Source organism: Pseudonocardia sp. CA-142604, assembly GCF_050948475.1.
GTDB lineage: Bacteria > Actinomycetota > Actinomycetes > Mycobacteriales > Pseudonocardiaceae > Pseudonocardia > Pseudonocardia alaniniphila.
In genome coordinates, this window is the sequence record NZ_CP192045.1 from 1,946,846 (window position 1) to 1,973,727 (window position 26,882).

23 protein-coding genes are annotated in these 26,882 nt (G+C 69.9%); 13 read left to right on the forward strand and 10 right to left on the reverse strand.

The genetic code is table 11. The features are described 5' to 3' along the window. Window positions 1–112 precede the first annotated feature (112 nt). From ACQPZQ_RS08880 to ACQPZQ_RS08900, 5 genes are all read left to right on the forward strand, one after another. The gene (locus ACQPZQ_RS08880) at window positions 113–610 is read left to right on the forward strand and encodes an MEKHLA domain-containing protein (protein ID WP_433293925.1); all 498 of its coding nucleotides are present in this window, start codon (window positions 113–115) and stop codon (window positions 608–610) included. A gap of 16 nt (window positions 611–626) precedes the next feature. Then, a complete protein-coding gene (locus tag ACQPZQ_RS08885) occupies window positions 627–1,556 on the forward strand; it encodes an LLM class F420-dependent oxidoreductase (protein ID WP_433293928.1) in 930 nt (309 codons plus the stop codon). Between the two features lie 45 nt (window positions 1,557–1,601). After that, window positions 1,602–2,189, forward strand: coding sequence for a sigma-70 family RNA polymerase sigma factor (locus ACQPZQ_RS08890; RefSeq protein ID WP_433293930.1), 588 nt, complete (start codon window positions 1,602–1,604; stop codon window positions 2,187–2,189). Next, the gene (locus ACQPZQ_RS08895) at window positions 2,186–2,827 is read left to right on the forward strand and encodes an anti-sigma factor family protein (protein ID WP_433293933.1); all 642 of its coding nucleotides are present in this window, start codon (window positions 2,186–2,188) and stop codon (window positions 2,825–2,827) included. Before ACQPZQ_RS08890 ends, ACQPZQ_RS08895 begins: the two co-directional genes overlap by 4 nt. Before the next feature lie 67 nt (window positions 2,828–2,894). Next, window positions 2,895–3,902 carry a YihY/virulence factor BrkB family protein gene (locus ACQPZQ_RS08900; protein ID WP_433293935.1) on the forward strand — a complete coding sequence of 336 codons (1,008 nt, stop codon included), beginning with the start codon at window positions 2,895–2,897 and terminating at the stop codon, window positions 3,900–3,902. 47 nt (window positions 3,903–3,949) lie between these two features. Here the strand turns inward: ACQPZQ_RS08900 and ACQPZQ_RS08905 are convergent, their stop codons facing one another. Beyond that, window positions 3,950–4,909: an extracellular catalytic domain type 1 short-chain-length polyhydroxyalkanoate depolymerase gene (locus ACQPZQ_RS08905; RefSeq protein WP_433293937.1), complete on the reverse strand. Its 960-nt coding sequence runs from the start codon at window positions 4,907–4,909 to the stop codon at window positions 3,950–3,952. 358 nt (window positions 4,910–5,267) lie between these two features. Here ACQPZQ_RS08905 and ACQPZQ_RS08910 point away from each other — a divergent pair, with 358 nt between their 5' ends. The 3 genes from ACQPZQ_RS08910 (at window position 5,268) to ACQPZQ_RS08920 (ending at window position 8,572) form a co-directional block, all read left to right on the forward strand. Next, entirely contained in the window at window positions 5,268–6,053 is a 786-nt protein-coding gene (locus ACQPZQ_RS08910; protein WP_433293940.1) for an IclR family transcriptional regulator, read from the forward strand. 153 nt (window positions 6,054–6,206) lie between these two features. Then, entirely contained in the window at window positions 6,207–6,479 is a 273-nt protein-coding gene (locus ACQPZQ_RS08915; protein WP_433293942.1) for a hypothetical protein, read from the forward strand. Window positions 6,480–6,856: 377 nt separating this feature from the next. Then, entirely contained in the window at window positions 6,857–8,572 is a 1,716-nt protein-coding gene (locus ACQPZQ_RS08920) for a PHA/PHB synthase family protein (protein WP_433293944.1), read from the forward strand. A 10-nt stretch (window positions 8,573–8,582) separates the two neighbouring features. On the opposite strand, the gene ACQPZQ_RS08925 is transcribed toward ACQPZQ_RS08920, so the two are convergent. Further along, window positions 8,583–10,754 (reverse strand): putative bifunctional diguanylate cyclase/phosphodiesterase, encoded by a 2,172-nt coding sequence (locus ACQPZQ_RS08925; protein ID WP_433293946.1) that lies wholly within the window; start codon window positions 10,752–10,754, stop codon window positions 8,583–8,585. 351 nt (window positions 10,755–11,105) lie between these two features. Between ACQPZQ_RS08925 and ACQPZQ_RS08930 the strand changes: the two genes are divergently transcribed. Beyond that, window positions 11,106–12,566: a peptide MFS transporter gene (locus tag ACQPZQ_RS08930; protein ID WP_433293948.1), complete on the forward strand. Its 1,461-nt coding sequence runs from the start codon at window positions 11,106–11,108 to the stop codon at window positions 12,564–12,566. A gap of 26 nt (window positions 12,567–12,592) precedes the next feature. Here ACQPZQ_RS08930 and ACQPZQ_RS08935 read toward each other — a convergent pair whose 3' ends face one another. From ACQPZQ_RS08935 to ACQPZQ_RS08945, 3 genes are all read right to left on the reverse strand, one after another. Continuing rightward, complete coding sequence (locus tag ACQPZQ_RS08935; RefSeq protein ID WP_433293950.1) at window positions 12,593–13,924, reverse strand: right-handed parallel beta-helix repeat-containing protein; 1,332 nt, start codon at window positions 13,922–13,924, stop codon at window positions 12,593–12,595. A 178-nt stretch (window positions 13,925–14,102) separates the two neighbouring features. After that, the gene (locus ACQPZQ_RS08940) at window positions 14,103–15,368 is read right to left on the reverse strand and encodes a glycosyltransferase (protein ID WP_433293953.1); all 1,266 of its coding nucleotides are present in this window, start codon (window positions 15,366–15,368) and stop codon (window positions 14,103–14,105) included. Next, complete coding sequence (locus tag ACQPZQ_RS08945; protein ID WP_433293955.1) at window positions 15,365–16,324, reverse strand: hypothetical protein; 960 nt, start codon at window positions 16,322–16,324, stop codon at window positions 15,365–15,367. The genes ACQPZQ_RS08940 and ACQPZQ_RS08945 overlap by 4 nt, the downstream gene beginning before the upstream one ends. 793 nt (window positions 16,325–17,117) lie before the next feature. Between ACQPZQ_RS08945 and ACQPZQ_RS08950 the strand changes: the two genes are divergently transcribed. Then, window positions 17,118–18,059, forward strand: coding sequence for an SDR family NAD(P)-dependent oxidoreductase (locus ACQPZQ_RS08950; protein WP_433293957.1), 942 nt, complete (start codon window positions 17,118–17,120; stop codon window positions 18,057–18,059). Window positions 18,060–18,118: 59 nt separating this feature from the next. Then, the gene (locus tag ACQPZQ_RS08955; protein WP_433293959.1) at window positions 18,119–19,039 is read left to right on the forward strand and encodes a ribonuclease Z; all 921 of its coding nucleotides are present in this window, start codon (window positions 18,119–18,121) and stop codon (window positions 19,037–19,039) included. Window positions 19,040–19,061: 22 nt separating this feature from the next. On the opposite strand, the gene ACQPZQ_RS08960 is transcribed toward ACQPZQ_RS08955, so the two are convergent. The 5 genes from ACQPZQ_RS08960 to ACQPZQ_RS08980 all read right to left on the reverse strand — a co-directional run bounded on the left by ACQPZQ_RS08960 (window position 19,062) and on the right by ACQPZQ_RS08980 (window position 24,892). Then, on the reverse strand, window positions 19,062–20,588 hold the full coding sequence (locus ACQPZQ_RS08960; protein ID WP_433293961.1) for a GMC family oxidoreductase: 1,527 nt from the start codon (window positions 20,586–20,588) through the stop codon (window positions 19,062–19,064). Between the two features lie 165 nt (window positions 20,589–20,753). Beyond that, complete coding sequence (locus tag ACQPZQ_RS08965) at window positions 20,754–21,179, reverse strand: hypothetical protein (protein WP_433293963.1); 426 nt, start codon at window positions 21,177–21,179, stop codon at window positions 20,754–20,756. Between the two features lie 114 nt (window positions 21,180–21,293). Then, the gene (locus ACQPZQ_RS08970; RefSeq protein ID WP_433293965.1) at window positions 21,294–22,583 is read right to left on the reverse strand and encodes an extracellular solute-binding protein; all 1,290 of its coding nucleotides are present in this window, start codon (window positions 22,581–22,583) and stop codon (window positions 21,294–21,296) included. Beyond that, window positions 22,580–24,523 (reverse strand): substrate-binding domain-containing protein, encoded by a 1,944-nt coding sequence (locus ACQPZQ_RS08975; RefSeq protein WP_433293967.1) that lies wholly within the window; start codon window positions 24,521–24,523, stop codon window positions 22,580–22,582. The genes ACQPZQ_RS08970 and ACQPZQ_RS08975 overlap by 4 nt, the downstream gene beginning before the upstream one ends. Window positions 24,524–24,661: 138 nt before the next feature. Further along, window positions 24,662–24,892, reverse strand: coding sequence for a hypothetical protein (locus ACQPZQ_RS08980; RefSeq protein WP_433293969.1), 231 nt, complete (start codon window positions 24,890–24,892; stop codon window positions 24,662–24,664). A gap of 182 nt (window positions 24,893–25,074) precedes the next feature. Between ACQPZQ_RS08980 and ACQPZQ_RS08985 the strand changes: the two genes are divergently transcribed. After that, window positions 25,075–26,208 carry a sensor histidine kinase gene (locus tag ACQPZQ_RS08985; protein ID WP_433293971.1) on the forward strand — a complete coding sequence of 378 codons (1,134 nt, stop codon included), beginning with the start codon at window positions 25,075–25,077 and terminating at the stop codon, window positions 26,206–26,208. Continuing rightward, the gene (locus tag ACQPZQ_RS08990) at window positions 26,196–26,882 is read left to right on the forward strand and encodes a response regulator (protein WP_433293974.1); all 687 of its coding nucleotides are present in this window, start codon (window positions 26,196–26,198) and stop codon (window positions 26,880–26,882) included. Before ACQPZQ_RS08985 ends, ACQPZQ_RS08990 begins: the two co-directional genes overlap by 13 nt.

Sequence of the window (26,882 nt, forward strand, 5' to 3'; positions counted from 1 at the left end):
GGCGCTGCCGGGCTACGGTCGACCAGGGGGCCGGCGAGGGACACCTGACGTCGTGAGCGCTCCGCTCTCTCCGAGATCAGGCGTCTCACTGACCACGTGAGGAGCTGAAGCGGTGCTCGATCTTGCGTCACCCACGGATCCCGGCTTCGTCCGGCTGTTGCTCCATTCGTACGAGCGGTTCGTCGGCACGCCTCTCGCCGGCGGGGAGAACGCCGCCGCCTGGCTCTACGAGGACGCGCCTTTCGGCCTGCTGGCCCACGACGCGGATCCGGACCCCCGGTTCGTCTACGCGAACAGGACTGCGCAGGGCTGTTTCGAGTACGGCTGGACGGAGTTCACCGGGCTGCGTTCCCGGCTCTCCGCCGAACCGGACCGCCAGGCCGATCGCAACCGGCTGCTCGCCGACGTCGAGTCGAACGGGTTCTCCACCGGGTACCGGGGTCTGCGGATCGCGAAGTCCCGGCGCCGGTTCTGGATCGAGGACGTGACGATGTGGAACCTCGTGGACGACGCGGGGTCACGGGTCGGGCAGGCGGCTGTCTTCCCCCGCTGGACGGACGCGACCGGCGCGCCGGCAGGTCGGGCCGAGGCAGAGCGGACGTGTCCGTAGGAAAGCGGCAGTAGCCGTGAGGTTCGGGCTGGGCCTTCCGCAGCGCAGCGATCGCTACGACATGCGCAACGACGTCGTGCACATCGCGCGTGGCGGGGAGCGTGCCGGCTATTCCAGCCTTTGGGTCTACGAGCACGTGCTGTTCCCGCTCACGCCTGCCGAGGGGCCGGGTGGCGGCACGCCGCGCCCGTGGCCCGATGGCTACCGCAGTTGCGCCGACCCGCTCACCGTCCTCGCGATCGCGTCGGCGGTGACCGAGACGGTGCGGCTGGGCACCAGCGTTCTGCTCGCCCCGTTGCACCCCTCGCTGCACCTCGCCCGAGCGCTCGCCACCCTGGACGTCACCAGCGGCGGCAGGTTGATCGCCGGTCTGGGTACAGGCTGGTCGAGCGACGAGTTCCGCGCTGCCGGCGCCGACTTCGCGCGCCGGGGGCAGGCGCTCGACGAGACGATCGACGCCTGCCGCGCGCTCTGGGGGCCCGACCCTGTGAGCTACCGCGACTCGCGCATGACCGTGCAGAACGCCGTCCTGGCGCCGAAGCCGGCGGCGCCGGTGCCGGTGCTGCTGGGCGGCAGGTACACGGAACGGGCGGCCGAGCGGATCGCCCGCAAGGCCGACGGCTGGCTGCCGGCCGGCACGCCCCCCGCGGTGATGGCGGAGGGCTGGAAGCGGATCCGGGATCGTGCGGCGGAGCACGGTCGCGACCCCGAACGCCTCGAACTGATCCCGCGGGCGAACGTGATGCTCCACCCCACCGAGATTGGCGCGGGCCGCCAACCGTTTCACGGATCGCTGTCGCAGGTGGTGGACGACATCGCCGGGTTGGCCGAGGCGGGCGCGACCGAGATCCTCATCGACCTCACGTGGACGGCACGGGGCGGGGAGGAACTCCTCGACCTGGCGTTGCAGGCCCTGGGCGAACTTCGGGCTGCGGGAATGGGGTGAGCGGCATTTACATGGTCGGTGCATGCACATGGTGGCTGCATCCACATGGTCGGTGTCACATGCGCCGCGCTGAACTACCCCGATCGGCAACGCGTTCTCCGATGTGTGGCCGCGTCGCAGAGCACCGCTCATGCGGAGTCGTTCGTCCGTGCGTTGTACGAGGACGTCGCCGGCCCGCTCTACGGGTATGTCGTGCGACTCACCGGTGACAGAGCCCGAAGCGAGGAAGTAGTGCAGGAGACCTTCGTCCGTGCCTGGCGTCGGGCCCACCAGCTCAACCGCGGGCCCGACGAGCTGCGCGGCTGGCTCTTCACCACGGCTCGCAACCTCGTCACCGACCTCTGGCGCTCGGATGCCGCACGCCCCACCACCGTCTCCGACGAGCGGGCCCTCGGCGCGGCTCCGGCTGCCGACGACCTGGAGAACGCGGTGCAGCGGTGGACGGTGGCCGACGCGCTCGATCGGCTGTCCCTCGACCACCGCGCGGTGCTCATCGAGACGTACTACGAAGGACGTTCGGTTGCGGAGGCCGCGCAGCGGCTCGGCATCCCTCCCGGCACGGTCAAATCGCGCACGTACTATGCCCTGCGCGCCTTGCGGCTCGTGCTGGAGGAGATGGGGGTGCCGTCGTGAAGGACGGGTGCCGGAGGACCGACCTCGGCGCCTATCTCGTCGGCAGCCTCGACCCCGCCGAGCGCGCCGAGGTCGAGCAGCACCTCGCCACCTGCATTGACTGTCGCTCCGAGCTGACCGAGCTGGCGCCGCTGCCCGGAGTGCTGGGGCGCATCGACGCTGCCGAGGCGCGCGACCGCCTGCTGACGCCGAGCCCCGACCTACTATCGCGGGCACTCGCCGCCGTCGACGAGCACGGGCAGAAGGAGCGACACCGGTTGCTCCGCTGGAAGATGGCGGCCGCGGCCGCCGCCGTCGTGGCAGTCCTAGCCGGAGTGCTACCCCAGCTGATCACGAACGGCACGAACGGCACCCCGATGGCCGTCATGACCGGTGTCACCGCGGCGGGCGTCGGGACCATGCACCAGCGCGCCTGGGGCACCGCGGTCCACCTCGAGCTGAGCGGGCTGCCGCCCGCGTCGGGCTACCGCGCCTACGCCACCGCCCGCGACGGGCGCACTGAGGTGGCCGCCAACTGGGGTGCCAGCCCCGATGGCCGGGCCACCGTCATCGGCACCACGGCAATTCCGCGCAACGAGCTCGCCTCCATCGACATCCGCACCGTCGACGGGCGGCGGTTGCTGACGCTGCCCTGCTGAATGTCTCTACCGATCACCTGATCGGCCCACTCGGCGAGGCCGTGGCCGGGTACCTCCCTTTGTGGGTGTGATCAGGAGGATCGACGGCTATCAGCGACGACACCGCTGGCTCGGGGTGCCGCTCGCCGTCGTCTACAAGTTCGTCGACGACCAGGGGTCCTACCTTGCGGCCCTGATCACCTACTACGGGTTCCTGTCGCTGTTCCCGCTGCTGCTGGTGATGTCGACGGTGCTCGGCTTCGTGCTGCCGGGTAACCCCGGCCTGCAGCAGCAACTGATCCACAGTGCGCTGTCGCAGTTCCCGATCATCGGCGACCAGCTCACCAGCACCGCCCAGCCCCTGCGGGGCTCGGGTTTCGGGCTGGCGATCGGGATCGTGGTGTCGCTCTACGGCGGCCTCGGCGTGGCGGTGGCCGTGCAGAACGCGCTCAACCACGTGTGGGGGGTGCCGATCAACAAGCGCCCCGACCCGTTCCAGGCGCGCCTGCGCAGCCTGCTGATGGTCGTGCTGCTCGGCCTCGGGGTGCTGGTCACCACCGTGCTGTCGGCGCTGGCGGCCGGGGCGGGTGCCGTGGGGGAGGAGCTGGGGGTCGGGCTGCGCCTGCTGGCGATCGTGGTGTCCGTCGCGGCGATGTGCGGGCTGTTCGTCGTCGGCTTCCGTGCGCTGACGGTGCGAGACGTCAGTGCGCGTGAGGTGCTGCCAGGGGCGTTGCTGTCGGCGGTCGCCTGGCAGATCCTGCAGTCGATGGGCGCCTTCTTCGTCAGCCACGGGCTGATGGGCTCCACACAGGTGTACGGGCTCTTCGGCATCGTGCTCGGGCTGCTCGCCTGGATCTACGTCGAGGCGATGATCATCGTGCTGGCCGCCGAGCTCAACGCGGTGCTGGGCAGGCGGCTCTACCCGCGTTCGCTCCTCACTCCCTTCGTCGAGGACGTCGAGCTGACCCGTGCCGACCGCCGCAGCTACACCTCGTACGCCAGCACGCAGCGGTTCAAGGAGCAGCAGACGATCAACGTGCAGTTCGAGCCCCGCGGGGAGAGCGCGAAGCCCCCGATCACCGAGCCGGAGGGCTAGGTGATCAGCGGGGTGGCATCGACGTTCTCCGGCGCCGGCCCGAAGGGCTAGTTCTCGTCCCGGGCGTGCTCGAGGAAGAAGCGGACCATCTCGGCGGAGGCGTCCGGTCCGTCGGGGTCGGCGTACGAGCCTGCCGGGTCGCCACCGGACCAGGCATGCCCCAGGCCGTGCACGAGCCACGACTCGGCGAGGACCCTGTCGTCCTCGTCGCACACGAGGGTCCGGGTGCTCGAACGGCCTCCCGCCTCGACCTGCTGGGTCGTCGGGGTGGCGGCGGGCCGTGAGGTGGCGGCGAGGCGGGCCGCGACGAGTTGTTCGGCGTTGACCGGGTCGACGACATTGTCGGCGTCGCCGTGGAAGACGATCAGTGGCAGATCGGCACCCGGATGAAGGGTGCCACCGTGCTGCATCGCGGTGAACGCGGAGCTCATGTCGTCGGCTGCGCGGTACGCCACACCCGAGTGCACGCCGACGGCCGCGTAGAGGTCGGGATACGTCGCAGCCATCACGGCGGACATGGCACCGCCTGCCGACATCCCGGCGACGTACACGCGGCGCGGGTCGGCGCCGTACTCGTCGATGATCCGTTGGGTGATCCCGGCCAGGATCGACGGCTCGCCCGCACCGGCACGCTGGTCGGCAGCGGAGAACCAGTTCCAGAACCCGCCCTGGTTGGCCGCGCGGGACTGCTCCGGATACGCGACGAGCATCTCGTGCCCTTCGGCGAGCCGGCTCATCCTCGTGCCGAGCGCGAAGTCGGCGGCGTTCTGCGTCCCGCCGTGCAGCATCACCAGGAGCGGCGGTGGCCCACCGGGGTGGCGCGGAGGGACGTAGAGATCGAAACGACGGGTGCCGGCCTCCTCGCTGTGGGACAGCCGCAGGGCCTGGACGCCGTCCGGCGGGGCGACCGTCGCCAGGATGCGCCGGATGGCAGCCGCCGCCTCTGCCGGTCTTCCCTGCATGGTCAGCTGTAGTGCCGAGGTGGGTCCGGCGTCGAGATCGTCCACGAAGTCCTCCTGGCCCGCACGGGGTCTGTGGTGGTCGGGAAACTGATCGCACTGATCAGCATGCCGAATTTCCTAGGTCGACGCCGCTCACCGGCCTGGTCGCCCGCCGGGCCGTCCGTGTTCTTGAGCACGTGCGACGCCGGAGGCTTCCTGACGTCGTCCGGGACTCCGCCGAACGGTGCAGCGCGGGTGGAGCTACCGCACGGAGGTTTCCGGTGTGATCCCGGTGGCTATCCGTATGCGCGGACGCTTGATTCGTACGCATTCGGCCATCCCATCCGGCGATGACAGCGGATCTCCGCGAGACAGTGCGAGGAGGTGTCGCGTGGCGGGTGGATCAAGGGACCCGGGGAGGTCCGTGATCAGCAAGATCAGCGCGATCCTGCTCGCCATCTCCGAGGGCGGTGGACCGACGCTGACGGAGATCGCCGCCCGGTCGGACCTGCCGCTGTCGACGGTGCACCGGCTGGTCACGGAGCTCACGGCGTGGCGTGTGCTGGAGCGCGACGAGGAGGGGCGCTACCGCGCCGGGCCTCCGCTGCGAACGTTCGGGGGCGGCTGCGCCCGCCGGGAACCCGACGACGCCGCCACTGCCGCCGTGCGCGTCCGGGACCGGGCGGTGCCGGTCATCGAGGACCTGTTCCGCGCGACCGGTTCGCCGGTGCGGGTCGGCTTCCTCGACGGCCCAGCGGTGGCCTACGTGGAGAAGGTGGCAGGTCACCTGCCGGTCTCGTCGCCCTCACCGGCCGCACGGCTGCCGGTGCATGCGACGGCACTCGGCAAGGTGCTGCTCGCGTTCTCCTCGCCGCGCGTCGCCGACGCGCTCCTCGCGCAGGACCTGGTGCGATACACGACCGCCACGGTGACCCGCCCGGAACGGCTGCGGTGGAGCTTCCGCACGATCCGGGCCACTCGCATCGCGGTGTGCGACCGCGAGCTCGACCAGGACTGGTGCGCCGTCGCCACCCCGGCGTTCGGAGCGGGCGGAGACGTCGTGGTCGCCGTCGAGCTGCGGGTGCGCGACCTCGCCCGTGACGTGCCGACGCTGCGGGCCCCGCTCGTCATGTCGGCGGGATGGCTCTCGCGCGAACTGGCGCAGTGCATCCCGGCGAGACCGGCGCCGGCCGAGCGAGGATCGGCCTGATCGCAGCAGGGCGACTCGCCGCGACATGGCCACATCACGCTGATCAATCCGCCGACGAACAGCGACACGTGTCCATGTCGCGTGCGGTCTCCGCCTGTGCGAGTCTGCGAGCGGGAGGGGACGAAGCGGGCACCGAGCAGAGGAGGCACGAGCATGACCACACCCGACGGTGGCGACGATCTCGAGGCCGCCACGCAGCGCGTTCGGGAGCTCGGCGAGCAGGTGGCTCTGCAGGCGAAGCAGAACGGGCTCGCCTGGGTGGAGGCATACGAGCAGATGCTCGAGAACTTCCTCGACCTGGAAGAGCAGGCGGCCAAGTCCAGCGGCGCGGAATGGGCGACCACGTTGGCCACGGCTCACGCGAACTTCGTGCGTGACACCTCCGAGGCGTTCCTCAAGACCGTCCGGCAGCAGCTCGGGTCCTGACTGACGCCGAGGCAGAAGCGACGGCCGAGCGCACCGTCACGGAGATCACTGCCGACGTCGCACAGCGGCGCGTGCGGTCGACGGCCGGCTCGTCGCGCCCGCCTCGGTCGAGGTCAGGGGCTGTGTGAGAGAGCGCCGGGCCGCTTCCCGGTGTCGGCGCGAGTCAGCGAGATCACTGCGAGCCGCGATCCGGGACGCGTGCCATCGGGGCCGATATCGCGAGGTCAGGAGCTCGCTGGGGGTGTATTCGCGGGGTCGGCGACGTCGCTCTCCGTGGGCTCCGGTGGGCGCGCCGGGGGCCGCTGCGAGGGGTGGCCCGGGTTCCCGGCCAGCGGGAGGATGTCCCGCAGGGGAAATGCGGACACGAGGATGGGCACATGGCCGAAGAACTGCCCGACACCGTTGCCGAGCACGCCGCGAGCGTCCTGGGGCCGGAGTCCGAACTGTTCGAGGACCTGGACGCCGCAGGTTTGGGGGAGGCGCTGACCCACGCGGTCCGCGCGAGCCTCTACAAGCCAGGAGACACCGCGCTGGCCGCGATCCGGCTAGCCACGGACCTGGCGCGTATCCCGTTGATCGCCGCCACCCGCTGGGTCGGTGGCGAGGCGGAGCCCCCGCTGCCGATCGACCCGAAGGATCGCCGATTCGCCGACCCGGCCTGGGACACCAACCCGGTGTTCTACGCGCTCCGGCAGGGCTATCTCGCGTCGTGCCGCTTCGCGCGCGACGTGGTGGGCTCGGCGGAGCTGGAGGCAGAGGCGACACGCAAGGCTGAGCTGGCTCTGGACCTGTTGCTGGACGCGATCGCCCCGACGAACTTCCTCATGACGAACCCCGCTGCCCTCAAGCGCGCGTTCGACACGGCGGGCGGGAGCGTCGCCAAGGGCGTGCACAACTTCCTCGACGACCTGGTGCACAACGCCGGAAGGCCGCGTCAGGTGGACACCAGCGGGTTCGAGCTGGGCCGCAACCTGGCCTGCACACCGGCGAAGGTCGTCTACCGCAACGAGCTCATGGAGCTTCTGCAGTACGAGCCGCGCACCGAGCAGGTGCACGCCACGCCGATGCTGTGCAGCCCGCCGTGGATCAACAAGTACTACGTGATGGACCTGTCTCGCGACCGCAGCTTCGTGCAGTGGGCGGTGGACCACGGGCGCACGGTCTTCGTGATCAGCTACAAGAACCCGTCCAAGGACATGTCCGGCACCACCATGGACGACTACCTGGTCAACGGCCCGCAGAAGGCCGTCGACGTCATCCAGGAGATCACCGGATCCGAGACCGTGGACATCGTCGGGCTCTGCCTCGGCGGCGCCCTGACGGGGATCACGGCGGCCTACCTGCAGCAGTCGGGCGACACCCGGATCGGCACGCTGACCCTGCTCAACACGATGCTCGACTACGCCGAGCCGGGCGCGCTGGGCAACTTCACCGACGAGCACACCGTGGACAAGCTCGAGAAGAAGATGCGCCGCGAGGGCACTCTGGAAGGCAAGTCGATGGCCGGCACGTTCGACGTGCTGCGCGCCAACGACCTGATCTTCAACTACGTGGTGTCCAACTGGTTGCTGGGCCAGAATCCGCCCGCGTTCGACATCCTCGCCTGGAACGCCGACAGCACGCGCATGCCGGCCGCGATGCACACGTTCTACCTGCGCAACTTCTACATCGAGAACAAGCTCGCCGCCGGGAAGCTCAAGATCGCCGGAAAGACCATCGACCTGAACGTGATCAAGTCACCGACCTACGTCGTCAGTGCGGTCAACGACCACATCGTGCCGTGGAAGTCGGCGTACAAGACCGTGGGCCTCGTGAGCGGCCCGGTGCGGTTCGTGCTCAGCAGCGGCGGCCACATCGCCGGCATCGTGAGCCCTCCGGGGCCCAAGGTCTGGCACATGGTCTCCGAGTCCGAGCAGTTGCCCGTCACGGCGGAGGGGTGGCACGACGCCGCCGAGCGCCACAACGGCTCCTGGTGGGAGGACTGGACCCACTGGTCGGAGGAGACCTCGGGGCCGCTGCAGGATCCGCCTCGGATGGGCAGCACGGTCCACCCGGTGCTGGGGGACGGGCCGGGGGAGTACGTCCGGACCTGAACCCGGCGGCTCAGGGTCCGGGCTGCGGTCTCCCCGGAGTGAGGACGGCCGGCCGGTTCTCCGGTGGGAGCGGCGTGTCGAGCAGACGCGCGGTCTCGTGCCAGGGCGCGGGCCGGCCGTAGAGCCACCCCTGTGCCGTGTCGCAGGCGCTCGCCCGGAGCCGGTCGGCCTGGGCGGGGGTCTCCACGCCTTCCGCGGTGACGGAGAGCCCGAGAGCGTGGGCGAGGGCGATGAGGCCGCCGACGATGGGACTGGCGTCAGCCGGCGGGGTGTGCAGGCCGTCGATGAACATGCGCGCGAGCTTCAAGGTGTGCAGGGGGAGCCGCGGGAGATATCCCAGGTTGGAGTAGCCGGTGCCGAAGTCGTCCACGGCGATCCGCACTCCCATGCCGGCCAGCGCCATGATCGCCTCGACGGGGCGGCCGGCCGGGCCGAGCAGGGCGCTCTCGGTGAGTTCGAGTTGCAGCAGGTGGGGCGGGAGCCCGGTGGTCTCCAGAGCGTGCGTGACGTCGTCGACGAGATCGGGGTCGTGCGCCTGGCGGACAGCGAGGTTGACGCTGACGAAGAGCCCGGCACCGGGATGCGCGGTGTTCCACTCGGCGCCGCGCTCGCAGGCCGACGTCAGCACGTGGCGTCCGAGTTGGACGATCGATCCCGTCTCCTCGGCGAGGTCGATGAACTGGTCGGGGCTGAGCGGCCCGAATGTGGGGTGCGCCCACCGGACGAGCGCCTCCACGCCGACGGCCCGGTCGTCGGAGAGCCCGACGATCGGCTGGTACTCCACCTGGAACTCGTCGCGTTCGAGGCCGGGGAGCAGGGTGGCCGACAGGGTGTAGCGGGTCATGTCGCGGGCATGGCGCTCCGGGTCGAAACGGACCCACCGGTTGCGCCCGTCGGACTTGGCCCAGTACAGCGTGACGTCCGCGGCCTTCAGGATCTCCGTGGGCGTGGTCTCCTCCACCGCGTACTCGACCACCCCGATGCTGGCCGAGACGACGAGACGGTGCTCGTCGATGACGATCGGTTCGGTGAGCACGGCGAGCACGGTGTCGGCGAGCATCGCCAACTCGCCCTCGGGCGGATCGTCGACCAGGATCGCGAACTCGTCGCCGCCCATCCTGGCGACCAGATGGCCCCGGGTGGCCACCCACTTGTCCAGCAGGCGAGCCACCGCGATGAGCAGCGCGTCGCCGACCTCGTGCCCGTGCCGGTCGTTGACGGCCTTGAACCGGTCGAGGTCGAGATGGCAGATCCCGACCCGGCGACCCGGCTGCGCGAACGCGGCGCTGAGCCGGTCCTGGAAGAGGGCGCGGTTGGGTAGCAGGGTCAGGGGGTCGTGCAACGCCTGCCGGCGCAGCCGTTCCCGCAGCTCACGAAGGGCGGTGACGTCCTCGACCAGCACGACGATGAACACGGGCACACCGTGAGCGTCGCGGATGGGCGAGGCAGTGAGGTCGGTCCACACCACATGTCCCTCGCGGTGCCGGTAGCGCTTCTCCACCCGCGCGCTGTCGCGTCTGCCCTCCGTGATGTCGCGGTAGAGCTCCCACATCTGTGCCGCGTCGTCGGCGTAGACGAAGTCGCCCACCGTGAGCAGGCGGAACTCCTCCACCGTGTAGCCGAGCATCGAGGCGAACGCCGTGTTGACGTCGACGATCCGGCCTTCCATGTCGACGATGCCGATCCCGATGCCCGCATTGGCGAAGATGGCGCGGAAGCGGGCCTCGCTCGAGCGCAGCGCGCCCTCCATCTGGCGGCGCGCCGCGACCTCCGTGCGGTGCATCGACTCCTGCTCGTCGAGGATCCGTGCCCGCAGCCGTGCGACATAGCCGTCGGCGACCGCCGCCTCCACGGTGGGCGCGGTCTCGTGCGGCCGGTCGGCCCCCGCCGAACGCGCTGCCGTGGGCAGGTTGCGGGCCAGGGCGCTCACCGTGATCGGCAGGACGTCCGGAGCGAGCAGCCCCGCGTCCACCATGGACGCACCGACCTGACGTGCGGCGTCGACGTCCACCGGGTCGGCGGCCGCGGCGCGTGCCACCAGTGACGCGGCGCGGACGAGGAAATGGAGCAGTTCCTCGCCGGCCAGCGGGAGGGCCGCCAGCCGTGCGAGATCGCCGGCCCAGGACGCCACGAGAGCAGTGACATCCGGCCCGGATCGGGAAAGCTCGTGACCGCCGGTCATCGATCAGAGGATACGGGCCAAATGCTGCATACCGGGCCGTCCGATATGAACATGCTGTTTCCGTCGCAGGGTCGTACGCCATCGTGTTCACCCTGTTGGGTGGCGCACTCGGGTCGATCGGGAAAAGTGATCCGAAATTGCCCGGACGACATCGGCTTCGGCGTCCGTCGATGGGGTCGGGAGACCGTGATCGAGAGTGCCGCACGCACGCCTGCCGGGCCGCTGTTCTCAGCCGGTCGTGACCTTTTCCCGGACCCTCCCACGGAATAGGGTGATCGGAACCCAGGGGTCGGGAAGCCGTGGATTTTCCCGTTCCGGCCGCCGTGCGCGTCTCGGAGTGGATGGTGCGTCGTGACTGATGTTGCCGATGCAACTCGTGACGAGAAGACGTTCTTCGGTCAGCCGCGGGTTCTCGCGAACCTGTTCGGCGTCGAGATGTGGGAGCGCTTCTCCTTCTACGGGATGCAGGGAATCCTGCTCATCTACCTCTACTACTCCACGGCCGAGGGCGGTCTGGGGATAAGCCAGACGACGGCCACGAGCATCGTCGGCGCCTACGGCGGTCTGGTGTACCTGTCCACCATCCTCGGCGCCTGGCTCGCCGACCGGGTCCTGAGTGCCGAACGGACGCTCTTCTACAGCGCGATCGTGGTGATGGCCGGGCACATCGCACTGGCGCTGCTGCCCGGGCTGCTGGGCGTGGGCGTCGGCCTGGTGCTGGTCGCGGTCGGCAGTGGAGGGGTGAAGGCCACGGCCACCTCCCTGGTCGGCACGCTGTACGCGCCGGGCGACCCGCGGCGGGACGCCGGCTTCTCCCTCTACTACCTCGGTATCAACCTGGGCGCGCTGGTCGGGCCCATCCTCACCGGGCTGTTGCAGACGAGCCTCGGCTTCCACTGGGGGTTCGGGCTCGCGGCCGTCGGCATGGGGATCGGTCTCATCCAGTACACGATCGGCCGCAAGCGGCTGGTCGGAGCGGCCCGGATCGTGCCGAACCCGCTGCCCCCTTCCCGGCGGCCACTGATGGTGGCGGTGGCCGTCGCCGGCGTCATCGTGATCGCCGTGCTGGCCTTCGGGGGAGTGCTCACCGCCGACCGGCTCGCCAACGTCGTGGTGGCGCTGAGCGCGGTGGCGACGGTCGTCTACTTCGTGGTGATCCTGCGCAGCAGCCGGATCACCGGCGTGGAGCGGCGCCGGGTGCTCGCCTTCATCCCGATGTTCATCGCCAGCGCGGCGTTCTGGTCGCTCTACCAGCAGCAGTTCACCGTGGTCACGATCTACTCGGACCAGCAGTTGAACCGGAACATCTTCGGCTGGGAGATGCCGGTCTCCTTCGTGCAGTCCATCAACCCCATCTTCATCATCCTGCTGTCCGGCACGTTCGCCGCGCTGTGGACGAAGCTCGGCACCCGGCAGCCGTCGAGCCCGATCAAGTTCGCCCTCGGCACGGCCATCATGGGCGTGGCGTTCCTGCTGTTCCTGCCGATGGCGGGCGACGCCCCGGGCACCGCCCCGTTGCTGGGGCTGATCGGCATCCTGTTCGTCTTCACGATCGCCGAACTGCTGCTGTCGCCGGTGGGTCTGTCGCTGTCCACCAAGCTCGCCCCGGCGGCGTTCCGCACGCAGATGGTGGCCCTGTTCTTCCTGTCGATCGCGCTCGGCACCGCCATGTCCGGGGTGCTCGCCGAGTTCTACAGCCCCACCCACGAGGCCGTGTACTTCGGCGTCCTCGGGATCATCGGGATCGCCCTGGGTGCCGTGCTCGCGGCGATCAGCCCGTTCCTGCGCCGCCTGATGGGCGGGGTGACCTAGTTCCGCGACACCAGTGCCTGGGGCAGTCAGCTCTCGCCGACCTCGGCCTCGATGTTGCCGAAGACCCGGTTGTCGGCCACGTACTCGGCGGGGGCACTCCTCGACATCACGCCTGTGCGGTTGCCGAAAATGGTGTTTCCGGCGAGGTCGAAGATGCCGTTGCCGTCGATGTAGACGCCGTGGCGGGCATTCTCACCGATCACGTTCCCGCGCACGGTGGTGTGTGTGGCCTCGCTGACCAGACGAACCCCGTCCTGCTGGTTGCTGCGGATCTGGTTGTTCTCGACGACGGTGGCCTCGGCGGTCTGGCCGACTCCGATACCTGACTCCCTGTTGTCGTAGACGCGGTTGCCGCGAACGACGTTCTCGACCGACGCGTTGATGTTGATGCCTTGGGCCGCGTTGGCGAAGGAGTGGTTCCCTTCGACCAGGTTCCGGTCGGAGCGCAGGTAGAGCACGATTCCGTGGTGTTCATTGCTGTAGACGATGTTGTCCCGGATGACGCTGTCGGTGCAGTCCTCGGCCAGGATGATTCCGTGCTTGCCGTTGTGGTGCACCACGTTGCGCTCGATGAGCAGGCGATGTGAATCGGTGTGCGGGTCGATGCCGTAGAGCACGTTGTCGTGGAACTCGTTGTCCTGCACCACCAGGCCGTTCACCTCGTAGGTGTAGAGCCCGTAGAACAGGTGGGAGACGAGACTGGAGGTGATCCCGCCGGTGGTGCTCTCGGTGCGCCAGGACAGGCCGTAGGACTCCACGTCCCCGTAACCGAGGTAGCGCAGTTCCGCGTGCTGGATCGTCATCCGCGCGCCGCTGCGGGCGAGGAGGAAGCTGCGCCCGTCGACGTGGTCGCTGTCGGCCTGCCCTCGCGCCTCGTCCCAGGACGTGATGCAGGAGCCTGCGACGTCCAGGCCCCCGCCGAGTGCGGTGACGCTGACGAAACCGGTGGGGCTGCTGCTGACCTTCAGCCAGCGGACGTCGGGTGCGGCGACCCGCAGTGATGCACCGGCGAGCACCTGGAGGTTTGCCGCGAGTAGCCATTCACCGGGTGCGACCTCCCGGAGTGCAGCAGGCGTGCCGATGGCGCGGCTGAGCGCCGGGAGGGTGATCCCCTCGCCGGCGGAGAGCACGATCGTGTTGGACGTGGAGTCGAAGCTCGCACGCATGCCTGCTTGTGCCGTCCGGTCGTCCCCGGCTATCGGCGGTGCGTCACGGGTGCAGGGCCGTGCGGGGTCGATCACCGGGCGCGGCGGCGCCCCGTGACGCACCAGGGGTTCGGGTGGAGCGGCGCAGGCGCTCCCCAGCAGCAGGAACACGGCTACGAGGAACAGGGCCCGGATCTGCGCCGCCGAGATCATGGTTTCGCTCCACATTCGGTGTCGTCGGTCGGTCGGGTGTCGGTGGCCGGTGTGTCGGTGGCCGGTGTGTCACGCCCTCCTCGGGCGGCCCGGGGGCCACGCGCGGCGGCTCCCGGTAGCGGGGCGCCGAGCACGATCGCAACGGAACGCCGGGTGCTGCGGAGACGACGGAGCCGGGTCATGCCGAGACGTCCTCCGGCTGGGCCTTGTCCCGAGTTGCGGTGCCGGCGGTCGTGGTTTCCGCGGTGGTGGTGTCCGCCGTGTTGTTGGTGCGGACGACGGTGCCGTTTTCGACGGCGACTTGGCGGGTGAGCCAGCGTTGTTGGCGGATGGTGGCGAGGGCGTGGATCTTGATGATGGCCATGAGCCAGGAGATGGCGATGTAGCCGGGGATGTAGAAGAACGAGGACGGACGCCGCCGCAGGTGGGGCAACAGCTTCGCCGACCGGCTGATCTGCCACCACAGGGCCAGCACGATCACGAACACCCACTGCCGCTCGACAATCGACGCGATCATGAACGCCAACCCCAGCAACAGCGTGAAACTCGACACCGCCTTGTCGATCATGGTGTAGGCCAGGAACGGGTGTCGCCAGACCCAGCGGCGTGAGAGTGCCCGTAGGTCGGAGCGCCAGGTGTTGCGGGCCCAGCGCAGGCGTTGGCGGATGAAGATTCGCCAGTGGTCGGGGAAGGTTGACCACACCTCGGCGGAGCGTTGCATGAAGGTTTTGTGTCCGCGTTCGAGGATCAGGGTGGTCAGGCGTTTGTCGTCTCCGGACAGGCACGGCACGCCGAGGAAGGTTTCGTGCATGAACTCGTGTTCGACCTGCAGCAGCAGTTCCCGCCGGTACACCGCGGTGCGTCCGGACAGGCAGGAGACGGCTTGGCCGAGCAGGCTTTGGGAGGCGTTCTCGTCGAAGTAGCGGTGGTCGAGGAACATGTCGGTGATCCGGGCCAGAAACCCCGACGAGCCGTAGACGCTCTGGCGGGTCCCGACCCCACCCATGCGGGGGTCGGCGAAGGGTTTGCACACCTGCTCGGCCACGTCCGGCGCCCAGATGGTGTCGGAGTCCACCAGCGCGACCAGGTCCCCGGTGGCGGCGTTCCAGCCCCGCCGCAGCGCGTCGCGTTTCCCGGGTACCTCGGTGACCAGCACCGTGACCGGGTAGCGGGTGGCGATCTGGCGGCAGGTGGTGTCGGAGGCGTCGATGACCAGGATGACCTCGTGCACGTCGTTGTCCAGCCACGACTCGATCGCCGCGGTGAACACCGCCGGGTCTTCCTGATACACCGGCACCACCACACTCACACTGGCCCGGTGCTGGTTCTCGATCGGGCGGTACAACACCGCCGGCACCCGCCGCACCAGCCAGCACGACCAGCGCACCAACCCCAGCACCCCCAGCGGGGTGCCCAGCAGGTAGTAGTACAGCGGCAGACTCATGACCGCCCAACACCCGACACCCCACCCGACACCGCACTGCTGGCGGGGGTGCTGGTGGCGGTGGGGGTGGGGGTGGGGTCGGTCTCGTGGTTGACCAGCGCTTCGAGCCGGTCGTTGGTGGCCACCACCGCTTCCAGCAGCGGCATCGCCACCCCCAGCTGCGCGGCGAACCCGAGGAACCCGCAGGTGTCCTTGGGCAGACACGCCCCGCCGTAGGGGGCGCCACCCCGGATGCCGTACTCGGGGTTGAACGAGCCCTCCGCCGAGCGGGCCACCGTCGCCGCGATCGGATCCAACGCCACCCCCAACTCGCGGGCGACCAGCCACATCTCATTCCAGAAACTGATCTTCGCCGCGTTGAAGATGTTGTGCGCACACTTGACGAACTCCGCCTCCGCCGGATCGGCGAACACCCGCAGCTCACCCCCGAACGGCTTGAGCACCCCCTCCAACAACGCACACGTCTCCGGATCCCGCGACCCGATCACCGTCATCCACGGCCGCCGAAAGTCCTCGGCCGCCGACACCGCCCGCAGAAACTCCGGGTTGGCCGCCAACCCGAACCCCACCCCCGCCACCAACCCCGACGCCCGCTCCAACACCTCCCGCACCACCCCCTCGGTCGTGCCCGGCACCACCGTGGAACGCACCACCACCGTGTGCCGACCCGACGAACCGGCCAACGCCCGCCCCACCGCCTCGGTCCCCGCCCGAAACGCCCCCAAGTCATACGCCCACCCCACATGCGGAGTCGGCAACGTCAAAAAAATGATCGAATCCGACACCCCACCCAACTCCACACCCGACGACGCATCCAACCCCCACCCCCGCAACTCCTCCACCCGCGCCTGCGAAACATCAACAAAACTCACCTCATGACCCGCCTCCACAAACCCCCGCCCCGTCGCCAGACCAACCACACCCGAACCAACAATGAAGATCCTCGACGCCTGCATCTGATGCGCGCCTTTCTGATAGGTACGGTTCGCCGGTCCTCGGGAATATCTATCCCAGGCCGTAAGTGGCTGATTGCGGCGAGCGGTCGTGACGGCGCGTCACAACCGCATTGATTCGAGGCGTCCGAAACTGTGGTGAAAGACCACGTCGGAACGCAGATCAAGGATCAGGCCCGGGCTGTGTCGCCGGGGGTCATCCCGACGGGCGTCTCAACCGATGACAGGTAGGAGTGTGATGCAGACCACATGCGACAGCACACGGTTCAGCGATTAATCGCTGCCCGGTCGGCGCAATCGTTTCGATTGCTCACTTTTGTCCGATCTTTTGGGTGCCCGGTGGGACGCAGCGCTTCACGGGCAGTGGCGATCTCCTCGTCTCTCCGAGTGTCTGTCGAAGGTCTGTTACGGATCGGTGCTCACCTGACGTGGGCACCCCGGGCGTCCCCGGCTCGGTCGCCGTCGAGATCTCAGCGAATATCACGTGCGGCCGATCGTGTTCGCCCGTCGTTTCCGATTCGTGCGCCCTGGCGACGGTCGACAGTAGCGAAGAATTCATTTCGCGAATGGGCGGATCGACTCCTTCGTCGAGTGAGGCCGGGAACCGAAAGTCGGAACCGTCGGGCGCTACGTGCGTGATGCCGCCGTTTCGGTCGGGCGGAGAGGTCGGGTGCGGGCGCTCAGCGGCCCCAGCATTGCGATCCGGAGGACCCTCCAGTTACTCTTGACTGGAGGGTCCTCCGCTTCTCCGTGGAGGGTACCTCGTCACAGCGTCGAGCCTGACGGGAAGAAGATCATGGATTCAGCTTCACGCATCGTCACGCCGTTCGGCGCGGGGTCGACAACTGCAGAGGTCGTCGCGGGGATCGACCTGACCGGGCGCCGCGCCATCGTGACGGGAGGGGCGTCCGGGATCGGTATCGAGACGGCCCGGGCCCTCGCCGGGGCCGGTGCCGAGGTGACCCTCGCGGTGCGCAACACCGAGGCGGGGGACCGCACCGCCGAGGACATCGTCGCGACCACCGGCAACAAGCAGGTCATCGTGGCTCCGCTGGACCTGGCCGACCGGGTCTCGGTCGCGAAGTTCGTCGCAGGCTGGGAGGGGCCGCTGCACCTCCTGCTGAACAACGCGGGCGTGATGGGCAACCCGGAGACCCGCACGACCGAGGGGTGGGAGTTGCAGTTCGCGACGAACCACTTCGGCCACTTCGGCCTCACCACCGGACTGCACGCGGCGCTCGCCGCGGCCGGCGGGGCGCGCGTCGTGTCGGTCACCTCCAGCGCACACCTGCGGTCCCCGGTCGTCTTCTCCGACATCCACTTCCGGGAGCGGCCCTACGACCCCTGGCTGGCGTACGGGCAGTCGAAGACGGCGAACGTGCTGTTCGCGGTCGAGGCCACGAGGCGCTGGGCCGACGACGGCATCACGGTCAACGCGGTGATGCCCGGCGGGATCCGGACCAACCTGCAGCGCTACATCTCGGAGGAGGAGCTCGAGGCGGCCGCGCGGAATGCCGGCGGTGACGTCCGGTGGAAGACGCCGGAGCAGGGCGCCGCCACGTCCGTTCTGGTCGCGACGGCACCGCTGCTGGACGGGATCGGCGGCCGGTACTTCGAGGACTGCAACGAGTCCGGACCCCACGAGCCCGGCACCCGTCGCGGCGTCGCGGCCTACGCGCTCGATCCGGAGGCGGCCGCGCAGCTCTGGGAGGTGTCGGTCACGGCGCTCGCGTCCTGACTTCTGCCCGCACAGCGGATGGCGAGGGGTACGTCCGCTGTGCGGGTAGCGTGCGCGAGGTGTCGGGCCGTGAACTCGTCGTGCTGGGCACCGCCAGCCAGGCGCCGACGCGACTGCGCAACCACAACGGCTACTTCCTGCGCTGGGACGGCGACGGGTTCCTCTTCGATCCCGGTGAGGGCACGCAGCGGCAGATGCTCCTCGCGGGAGTGGCGAGCAGCGCCATCACCCGGCTCTGCCTCACCCACTTTCACGGCGACCACTGCCTCGGCGTGCCGGGCGTCGTCCAACGGCTCTCGCTCGACCGGGTGGCACACCCGGTGCGCGCGCACTTCCCGGCGTCCGGGCAGGAGTACTTCGAGCGCCTGCGCCACGCGAGCGTGTTCCACGACGTCGTCGATCTGCGGGAGGAGCCGATCGAGCGGGACGGCGCGGTGTCGGCCACCGCGGACTGGACGTTGGAGGCGCACCGTCTGGACCATCCCGTGGAGGCGTTCGGCTACCGCCTCGTCGAGCCGGACGGGCGCCGCATGCTGCCGGACCGGCTTTCCCGGTACGGCCTCGCGGGCCCGGACGTGGGCCTCCTCCAGCGCACCGGGCTCATCGAGGTGGGCGGCCGCACGGTGCGGGTGGAGGAGGTCAGCGCACCCCGGCCGGGGCAACGGTTCGCGTTCGTGATGGACACCCGCATCTGCGACGCGGTGTACGCCCTCGCCGACGGCGTGGACATGCTCGTGATCGAGTCGACGTTCCTGGACGAGGACTCAGCTCTCGCCGACTCCTACGGACACCTCACCGCGCGGCAGGCCGGCGCGGTGGCCGCAGCCTGTGGGGTGCGCTGCCTCGTGCTCACCCATTTCTCCCAGCGTTACGGCGACCCGGCGCGGTTCCACGCCGAGGCCGCAGCCGTTTACGACGGGAAGATCGTGGTGGCGCAGGACCTGATGCGCGTTCCGTTTCCGGGACGCGGGCCCACCTGACCCGGTCGGGCCCGGGCCGGGGTCAGGATCGGATCAGCTCGGCAGCCCGTTCCGCGATGGCGTAGACGGCGGCGTTGGTGTTGGCGGCCACCGGGGAGGGCATCACGGACGCGTCGGCCACGCGCAGTCCCTCGAAGCCGCGCACGCGCAGGTCGGCGTCGAGGACGGCGTCGTCGTCGGTGCCGATGCGGCAGGTCCCGGCGTAGTGGTGGTAGCTACGCAGACTCTTGGGGATGTAGCTGCGCAGCTCGTCGTCACTCTGCACGTCGCTGCCGGGTTGGGCTTCCTCCCCGCGCCACGGGTCGAACGAGGATGCGGTGCCGAGCTCACGGGCGGCACGCAGCCCGGCGACCATGGCGTCGACGTCGCGGCCGTCGGAGTAGTAGCGCGGATCGATCAGAGGAGCCGCGTCCGGGGCGGCGTCGGCCAGGCGCACCGTTCCGCGGCTGAACGGCGCCATGAGGGCGACCACGATGCTGTAGCCCGCGCCGGGTTCGGGGCCGGTCAGTGTGGCGGCGCGCAGCGGCCTGATCGAGGTGAACAGCTGGATGTCGGGCCACGGACTGGCGGAATTGCTGCGCTGGTCGCCCTTGGCCTCGCCGCCGCCGTTGCTCGTGGAGAGCGGGACGGGCTGGGCGGAGTGATAGACGAGGGTGGTCATGGGGTGGTCGTGGAGGTTGGAGCCCACCCCGGGGACGTCGGCGAACACGTCGATCCCGAACTGACGCAGGTGAGCCTGCGGACCGATCCCGGAGAGCATGAGCAGCTGCGACGTGCCGATCGCCCCGGCGGTCAGGACGACCTCGCCTCCACTCTGCGCGGTGACCGTGTGGCCACCGACGCTGTACTCGACCCCGGTGCAGCGGTTGCCGCTGAACAGGAGGCGATGCACCAGCGCGTCGGTGACCAGGTCGAGGTTGGGGCGGTCGAGGACCGGGAGGAGGTAGGCGTCGGCGGCGCTCTGCCGCCTGCCGTCGAGGATGGTGAACTCGCTCCAGCCGAAGCCCTCTTCGAGACCGCTGTTGACGTCCTGCGCGATCGGATGCCCGAGTTCGCGGGCCGCATCGATGGTGGCCACGGAGAGCGGGTGGGGCGCGGTGGGCGTCCAGGGGTGGAGGGGGCCGTTCTGGCCGCGCACGGCGGGATCGCGGCCCTCGACGTGCTCGGTGCGCTTGAAGTAGGGCAGCAGGTCGTCGTACCCCCAGCCCTTCGCACCGGCCGTGATCCACGCGTCGTGGCTCGCGCGATGGCCTCGCATGAAGGCCATCGCGTTGATCGCCGATGAGCCGCCGAGCCCCCGGCCGCGTGGCATCGCCTCGGTCCGGCCGATGCCGTCCAGGACGACGGTGTGGTTGCCCCAGTCCATCGACGAGCCAGTGAGGGTGGGCCAGGCCTGGGGGTCGGCCACCGCGGCCAGCGGTTCGCGGCTGCCGGCCTCGAGCAGGAGTACCCGCGTGGCCGCGTCCTCGGACAGCCGCGCGGCGAGCACGCAGCCGGCCGTGCCCGCGCCGACGATGACGACGTCGTAACCCGTAGCCCCAGTCACCATGATCCGACCTTCCCTACCGAATTGCGCCTCCGAAGTGCATCAGTTCGTTGGACGAACGGGTGGATGGGAATGTTCCCGCGTTGATCAATAAACATTTCGTGATCAGTTCTTACCGGCGGATTGTCGATAAAAGTGCGGATTCACCGAAATCAGCGAAAGTGTGCCCTACAGGTATTCGGCCCCTGTGTCATCCCGAGGCGGTGGTGAGCTGAACGGGGTGAAGTGGAAGCGCACGGTGGCCGATCCCACGGCGATGCCGTCCGTTGCCGGATCCCAGCCGTCGGCACCGTGGCGGGTGGTGACGATGATCCCTGCTGCGCTGATGGTGTCGAGCTGGGAGAGCAGCCTGGCCAGCGCGACGGGTGCGTCGCCCGGATCCAACGAGCTCTGGAGCAGGGTGCGGTGCAGGACGTTGATCCAGAGCTCACCACCCGAACCGCTGCCGACCGGGGCAGGGAGCACGATGTCGAGCAGCCAGTACGACGGTTTGCCGGTGAGCTCAGGCGTCTGGTGGGCCTCGATGCCGGCCACCTGGTCAGCGCGCACCAAGCCGTCCCCCGGTGTCTGCAGCCACACGTTGGCCAAGCTCACCGCTGCCTCCTTGTCGGCACGATGACTATAAGCGCCCCGCGCCGACCATGGCGTCATCCGATGGCCTGCGTTCCTCTGCCGGTTCGTGGCTCCCGCAGCTCGCCGACCAGGAGGTCAGTTGTCGGAGGCCGGGGCGAGCCGGCCCTTCAGCGCGCCCACCAGCTGATCCTGGATGTCGTCGGGGAGGGGTGCGCTCTGGCGGAGAAAGCCGTCGACGGCCGAACGGAACACCTGGCTGAACCGCGCGTAGTGGGGTTGGGCGGGCCGCGGCTTCGCGTGCTCGAGCGCCCGCTCCAACGTGGGGACGTACTCGTAGCGCTCCCGGACCACCGGGTCGGAGTAGACGACCTTACGGGTGGCGGGCAGGCCGCCGCGCTCGAAGAGGATCTGCTGGCTGCGCTCGCTGGTGAGGAACTCGATCAGCGCACGCGCGGCACGTGGACGGTCGGTGCCGGACGCAACGGCAAGGTTCTGGCCGCCGAGGACCCCTGAGTCGGAGGGCAGGGGAGCGACGTCGAACGTCACCGGGGGCGCCCCTTCGAGGTCCTCTGTCAGCGACTGGAACTTCACCGGCCAATTGCGCATGAAAAGCGCTTTGCCTGATCGGAAAAGTTGGGTGCTGCTGTCCTCGTCGAGCGCGGGGACGCCGGTCGGTGCGATCTTCCGGAGGCGGTCGAGACCTTCCGTGACCGCAACGCGATGGTCATCGATGACGACGTCACCATCGTCGTCGACGACCGAGCCGCCCGCGCCCCCGATGGCCTCCAGTGCATTCACCGTGAGCCCTTCATAATCCGCGAACTGTCCCGCATAGCCGTCCACGTCGTTCCCACTGCGCGCCCGCTGCTCGGCGACGTCGTCCTCGAGGTCCTTCCAGGTCTGCGGCGGGAGGTCGAGGAGATCCGACCGGTAGTACAGGAGACCCACGTCGGTGTTGAACGGAAGCGCCCACAGCTTGCCGTTGTAGCGGCAGGTGGCCAGCGGTCCCGCGAGGAAGCCGTCCTCGGGGATGCGCGACTCGTCGAGGCTCTGGATGTATCCGGCGTCGGCGAACTCGGCCGTCCAGGTCACGTCGAGGTTGTAGACGTCGATGTCCCCACGGCCGGACTGGGCCCTGGCCAGCATCTCGCTGCGTTGGGCGTCGGCGAGAGCGGACAGTTCGACGATCCGCGCCCGGCTGTCCGGATGGAGCTCGTTCCATTGGTTGACCAACTCCTGGCGCTGGCCACCCAGACTGTCGTCACGCCCGCTGAGGATCACGATCTCACCGTTGTCCTCGAGCCTGCCGGGGTCGTCGACGAGAGCGGTGACGGTCGTGGTGAGCAGGACGGCCGCCACGCCGACGACGATCCCGGCTGCCCACCACGCGAGCGGGCGCTCCCAGTGCCGGAAGCGGGCCATCATCGGCCACCCCACAAGCCCGCCGTGGCCGTGCGCAACGTGGTGTCGAGGCTCGCCAGGTCGGCGTCGACGCACTCGCCTGCGGTCGCGGTGGTGATCGCGGTCAGACCCGCGTCGGAGCAGCGGATCTCGCCGATCGTGACGACGACCAGCCGGACGCCGGTGCCGGCAAGGGCCGAGCTGACCGCATCGGCGCCGACTCCGCTGCTGGTGTCCTCGCCGTCGGTCAGGACGACGACGGCGTCGACCCGGCCCGGATCGTCGGAGGGGAGGGCCGCTGCGCCGTCGATCATGCTGCGGAAGAGCGGCGTGTTCCCCGCGGGCCGCACGCCGTTCAACGCCTGCTGCGCGGCGTCACGCCGAGCCCGGTCGGGCGCACCGAGCGGCACGGCCTGGACGTGGCCGGTGCCCGCCGGGTCGGGGAAGAACCAGAGGCCGAACTCGTCGCGAGGACCCATTCCCCCCAGCGCCGCGGAGACGGCGGCGGCCGCGACGGCCGACCTCGTGCCCTCCGGGCCTCTCGTGGCCATCGATCCGGACGTGTCCAGGACGAAGAGCACTCGGCCACGGCGCTGGGCTGCGTCGTGCGCCGACAGCGTGCCTTCCCACTCGGCGGGCGGGACCGGGCCCATCGTCGGCACGGCGTCGGTGTCGATTCCGGGTGTGGTGAGCGTCGGCCCCTTCGCGTACGGCCCGAGGGGGCGCAGGCCCGTCCGGACGACCGCCGTCCGCCCGGACTCGGTGAGCAGCCATGCGCCGAAGTCGGCCGCAGCCTGCTGCTGGGGCGGCTCACTCCACGAGAGCCGGACGAACTGCTGGTCCAGGCTGCGCGTGTCCGACGGGTAGAGCGCGACGAGCTGCTCGGGGTTGTCCGTGCGCGACAGACATGACGGGCCGAGCGGATCACCCAGGTTGAAGCGCACGACCTGCTGCTCGGACGCGATGACGGCCGCCGACGACCCGAGCAGCCGGTGGCGGCACAGGAGCCCGGGGGTGTCCGTGAGCGGGAAGCCGCCCTTGTCGAGGGACACCGCGATGCGCTGCTCGATCTCGGCCGGGCCGAGCTGGTGCGGGCTCGGCGGGCTGTCCTGGCCGCGCGAGCCGTACAGGAGTGCGGTGGCGAGCAGGCCCAGCTCGGTGGAGTTCGGGTCCGCCCGGACGACGTCGACCCCCTGGTCGGCGACCTGCTGGAACGTGTCCGCCCACGTGCCCTGCCGGCTCACGTGCCGGCCGGCCTCGGCCGAGGGCACAGCCAGCACCACCGGCGTGTAGGCGAAGGGCGTGGTGCCTGCGATCGCCGTGCCGGGCGGGTCGGGGAGTTCGTGGCTCGTCGTGGCGAGCCAGATGTCGGGCTGCGGCCCGATCTCCCGCAGCACGTCGGACCCGTCCAGCCAGCCCGTCCCCATCTGGATCCGCTGCCGGATCTCGTCGGGGGGAGCCTCGTAGACGTAGATCTCCACGGTGGGGCAGTCGTGGTTCTCGGTGGCGGTCCACCGCTCGTAGTCGCCGGCGAGCGAGCGTGCCGTCGTGATGGTTTCGGGGCTCGCGACCATGCGCAGTTGGGTGGGGGGCGAGCAGCCGAACACGGCGAGGGAGACGCCGCGGGTGAACTCCCAGGCCGGGGGGATGCCGAACGCCAGCACCAGGGCCAGCACGACGCCCACAGCCACGGCGACGCGCCTGCGCAGCACCCAGCGCAGGATCCGCCTGGGGTGGCCCCGCAGCCGCGCGACCTCGTGCCACCCCGCGTACGTCGTGAGAAACGCCGTGAGCGACGCACCGGCCACGATCTGGGCCCAGTGCAGGACGTTCTCGGGAGGGTTGGGCGTGATCGCCACGAGCACGATGCCGAGCACCGCGATGACGAACCCTGCCACACGCCACGGGCCGCCCGGTCGCTGTGCGGGGGGTCTGGGGGCAGGCGGAGCGTCCGGGTCGGTCACGCGCGTGGGTCCCCCTCCCGCTACGCCGTTGTACGACCGGGCCGCTTCCGCGCGATGGCCGATCAGTCACACACCGTACGCAGTCTGTCCAAGAGGGACGATTCCTGGCCCGATCGATCAGATGCCGTCAGCGTGGCCTCATGCCTTGCGCACCTGGCTCGCGGCGATCAGGACGACGGCCCCGACCACCGCCACGACCAGGTTCGCGAAGAGCTCGTACCCCGCCAGTACGTCGATACGCGGGATCACGAACCGGTTGAACACGTTGAGGAAGAGACCCATGATCGGCTGATATGCCAGGTGGTCGATGCATCCGCTGATGCCCGCAGCGAGCAGGAAGAGTCCGAGCAGCTGGAAGGGTGTCCGCATACCGGCGGACGCTAAGGATCAGCCGCCCGCTTCCGGATCGATCGCCGGGAGCCGCCGGGCCGACCGAGGTCGCTGCCCTTCCCGTCCGGCTCCGACCGAAGTATCGGTTCGACCGACGGAGGTACCGGCGGCGCCGAGCAGCGGCCTCCCGGCCGCCCGCCCACCGTACGCTTCGGCGCGAGATGACCGATTCCATCCCGCCGAATCCGGCGCGCACGCGCCGCGAATGGGCCGTCGACGCCTGCTTGTTCCTGTTCGCAGTGGGCATCGGCGTGCTCAGCGCTGTCGATCGCGTGGGCCTGGGTCTCACCGAGCCGGCGTGGTTCTTCGACGTCGAGCAGGTCGTCGGCGCGCTCGGGTGCGCCGCCATCTGGTTGCGCCGTCGCTGGCCGGTGGCGGTCGCCGTGGCCCTGGCGGCGTTGTCGGCGGTGTTCGAGCTCGTCGCGGGAGCGATGTTGGTGGGCCTGTTCACCGTGGCGGTGCACCGGCCTCCGCGTACCTCGATCACCGTCTTCGGGCTGAGCCTGATCACCGCGCTCGCCTACGTCCTGCTGCGCATCGAGTCGGACTACGACCGCGGTCTGTTGCTGATGCTCGGGGTCGCATTTCAGGGCGTCGCCACCGGCTGGGGGCTCGTCATCCATCACCACCGCCAGCTCGTGGCGCGCGCCGGGGCCGAGGCGCGGCTGCTCGCCGAACAGGCTCAGCACCATGCCCGTGAGGCGGTGGCGCGGGAGATGCACGACGTGCTGGGCCACCGGCTCTCCCTGCTCAGCGTCTACGCCGGAGCGCTCGAATACCGTCCGGGCGCGCCGCCGGAGGAAGTCGCCGGCGCGGCGAAGGTGATCCGGGAGAGCGCCCACCAGGCGCTGCAGGACCTGCGAGCGGTCATCGGCGTCCTCCGCGCCCCGGTCGGTGAGCTGCCCCAACCCGGTCTGGCCGACGTCCAGGAGCTCGTCGACGAGTCGAGCCGGGCCGGGATGAAGATCGAGCTCAGCGCACCGTTGCCGCAGTCCGTTCCCGACACGACGGGGCGCACGACCTACCGCGTGGTGCAGGAAGCCCTGACCAACGCCCGCAAGCACGCGCCGGGAGCCGAGGTGCGCGTCCTCGTGGCGGGGGCACGCGGCGAGGGGCTCACCGTCGAGGTGTGCAACACGGCTCCCGGTTCGGCGCCTGCCGTGGGCGGCGGAGCGGCCGGGCAAGGCCTGGCCGGCCTGGCCGAGCGCGTCAGACTCGCCGGCGGGCACCTCGTGCACGGTCCCACCGCGGCGGGCGGGTGGCGGGTCGAGGCCCGGCTACCGTGGCCGCCGTGACAGCGCTCCCGGTCGGCGTACTCGTCGTCGACGACGATCCGCTGGTCAGGGCCGGGCTCACGATGATGCTCCGCGGTGCCCCGGACATCCACGTGCTCGCCGAGGCCAGTGACGGCACCGAGGTGGCCGGCCTGATCGACAGGTATGCGCCCGACGTGATCCTCATGGACATCCGCATGCCCACGATGGACGGCCTCACCGCCACCGAGGCCGTCCGCGCCCGCGGGGATGCCCCCGAGGTCCTCGTGCTGACCACCTTCAACACCGACGGCCACGTGCTGCGTGCCCTGCGCGCCGGCGCCGCGGGGTTCCTGCTCAAGGACACCCCGCCCGAGGAGATCGTGGAGGCCGTGCGGCGCGTGGCGCGTGGACACCCGGTCCTCTCGCCGGACGTGACCCGTCGCCTCATCGCGCGCGTGACGGACTCGGATCGCGACCGCAGACGCGAGCACGCGCGAGAGCGGCTCGCCCTGCTGAACCACCGCGAGCGGGACGTCGCGGTGGCGGTGGCGGAGGGCAGGTCGAACGCCGACATCGGGGCCGTGCTCCACCTCGCGGTGCCCACGGTCAAGACGCACGTGTCGAGCATTCTCACCAAGCTCGACCTCAACAACCGTGTTCAGATCGCCCTGCTCGTCCACGACGCCGGCGACGATCGGGACGGGGACGTCTGA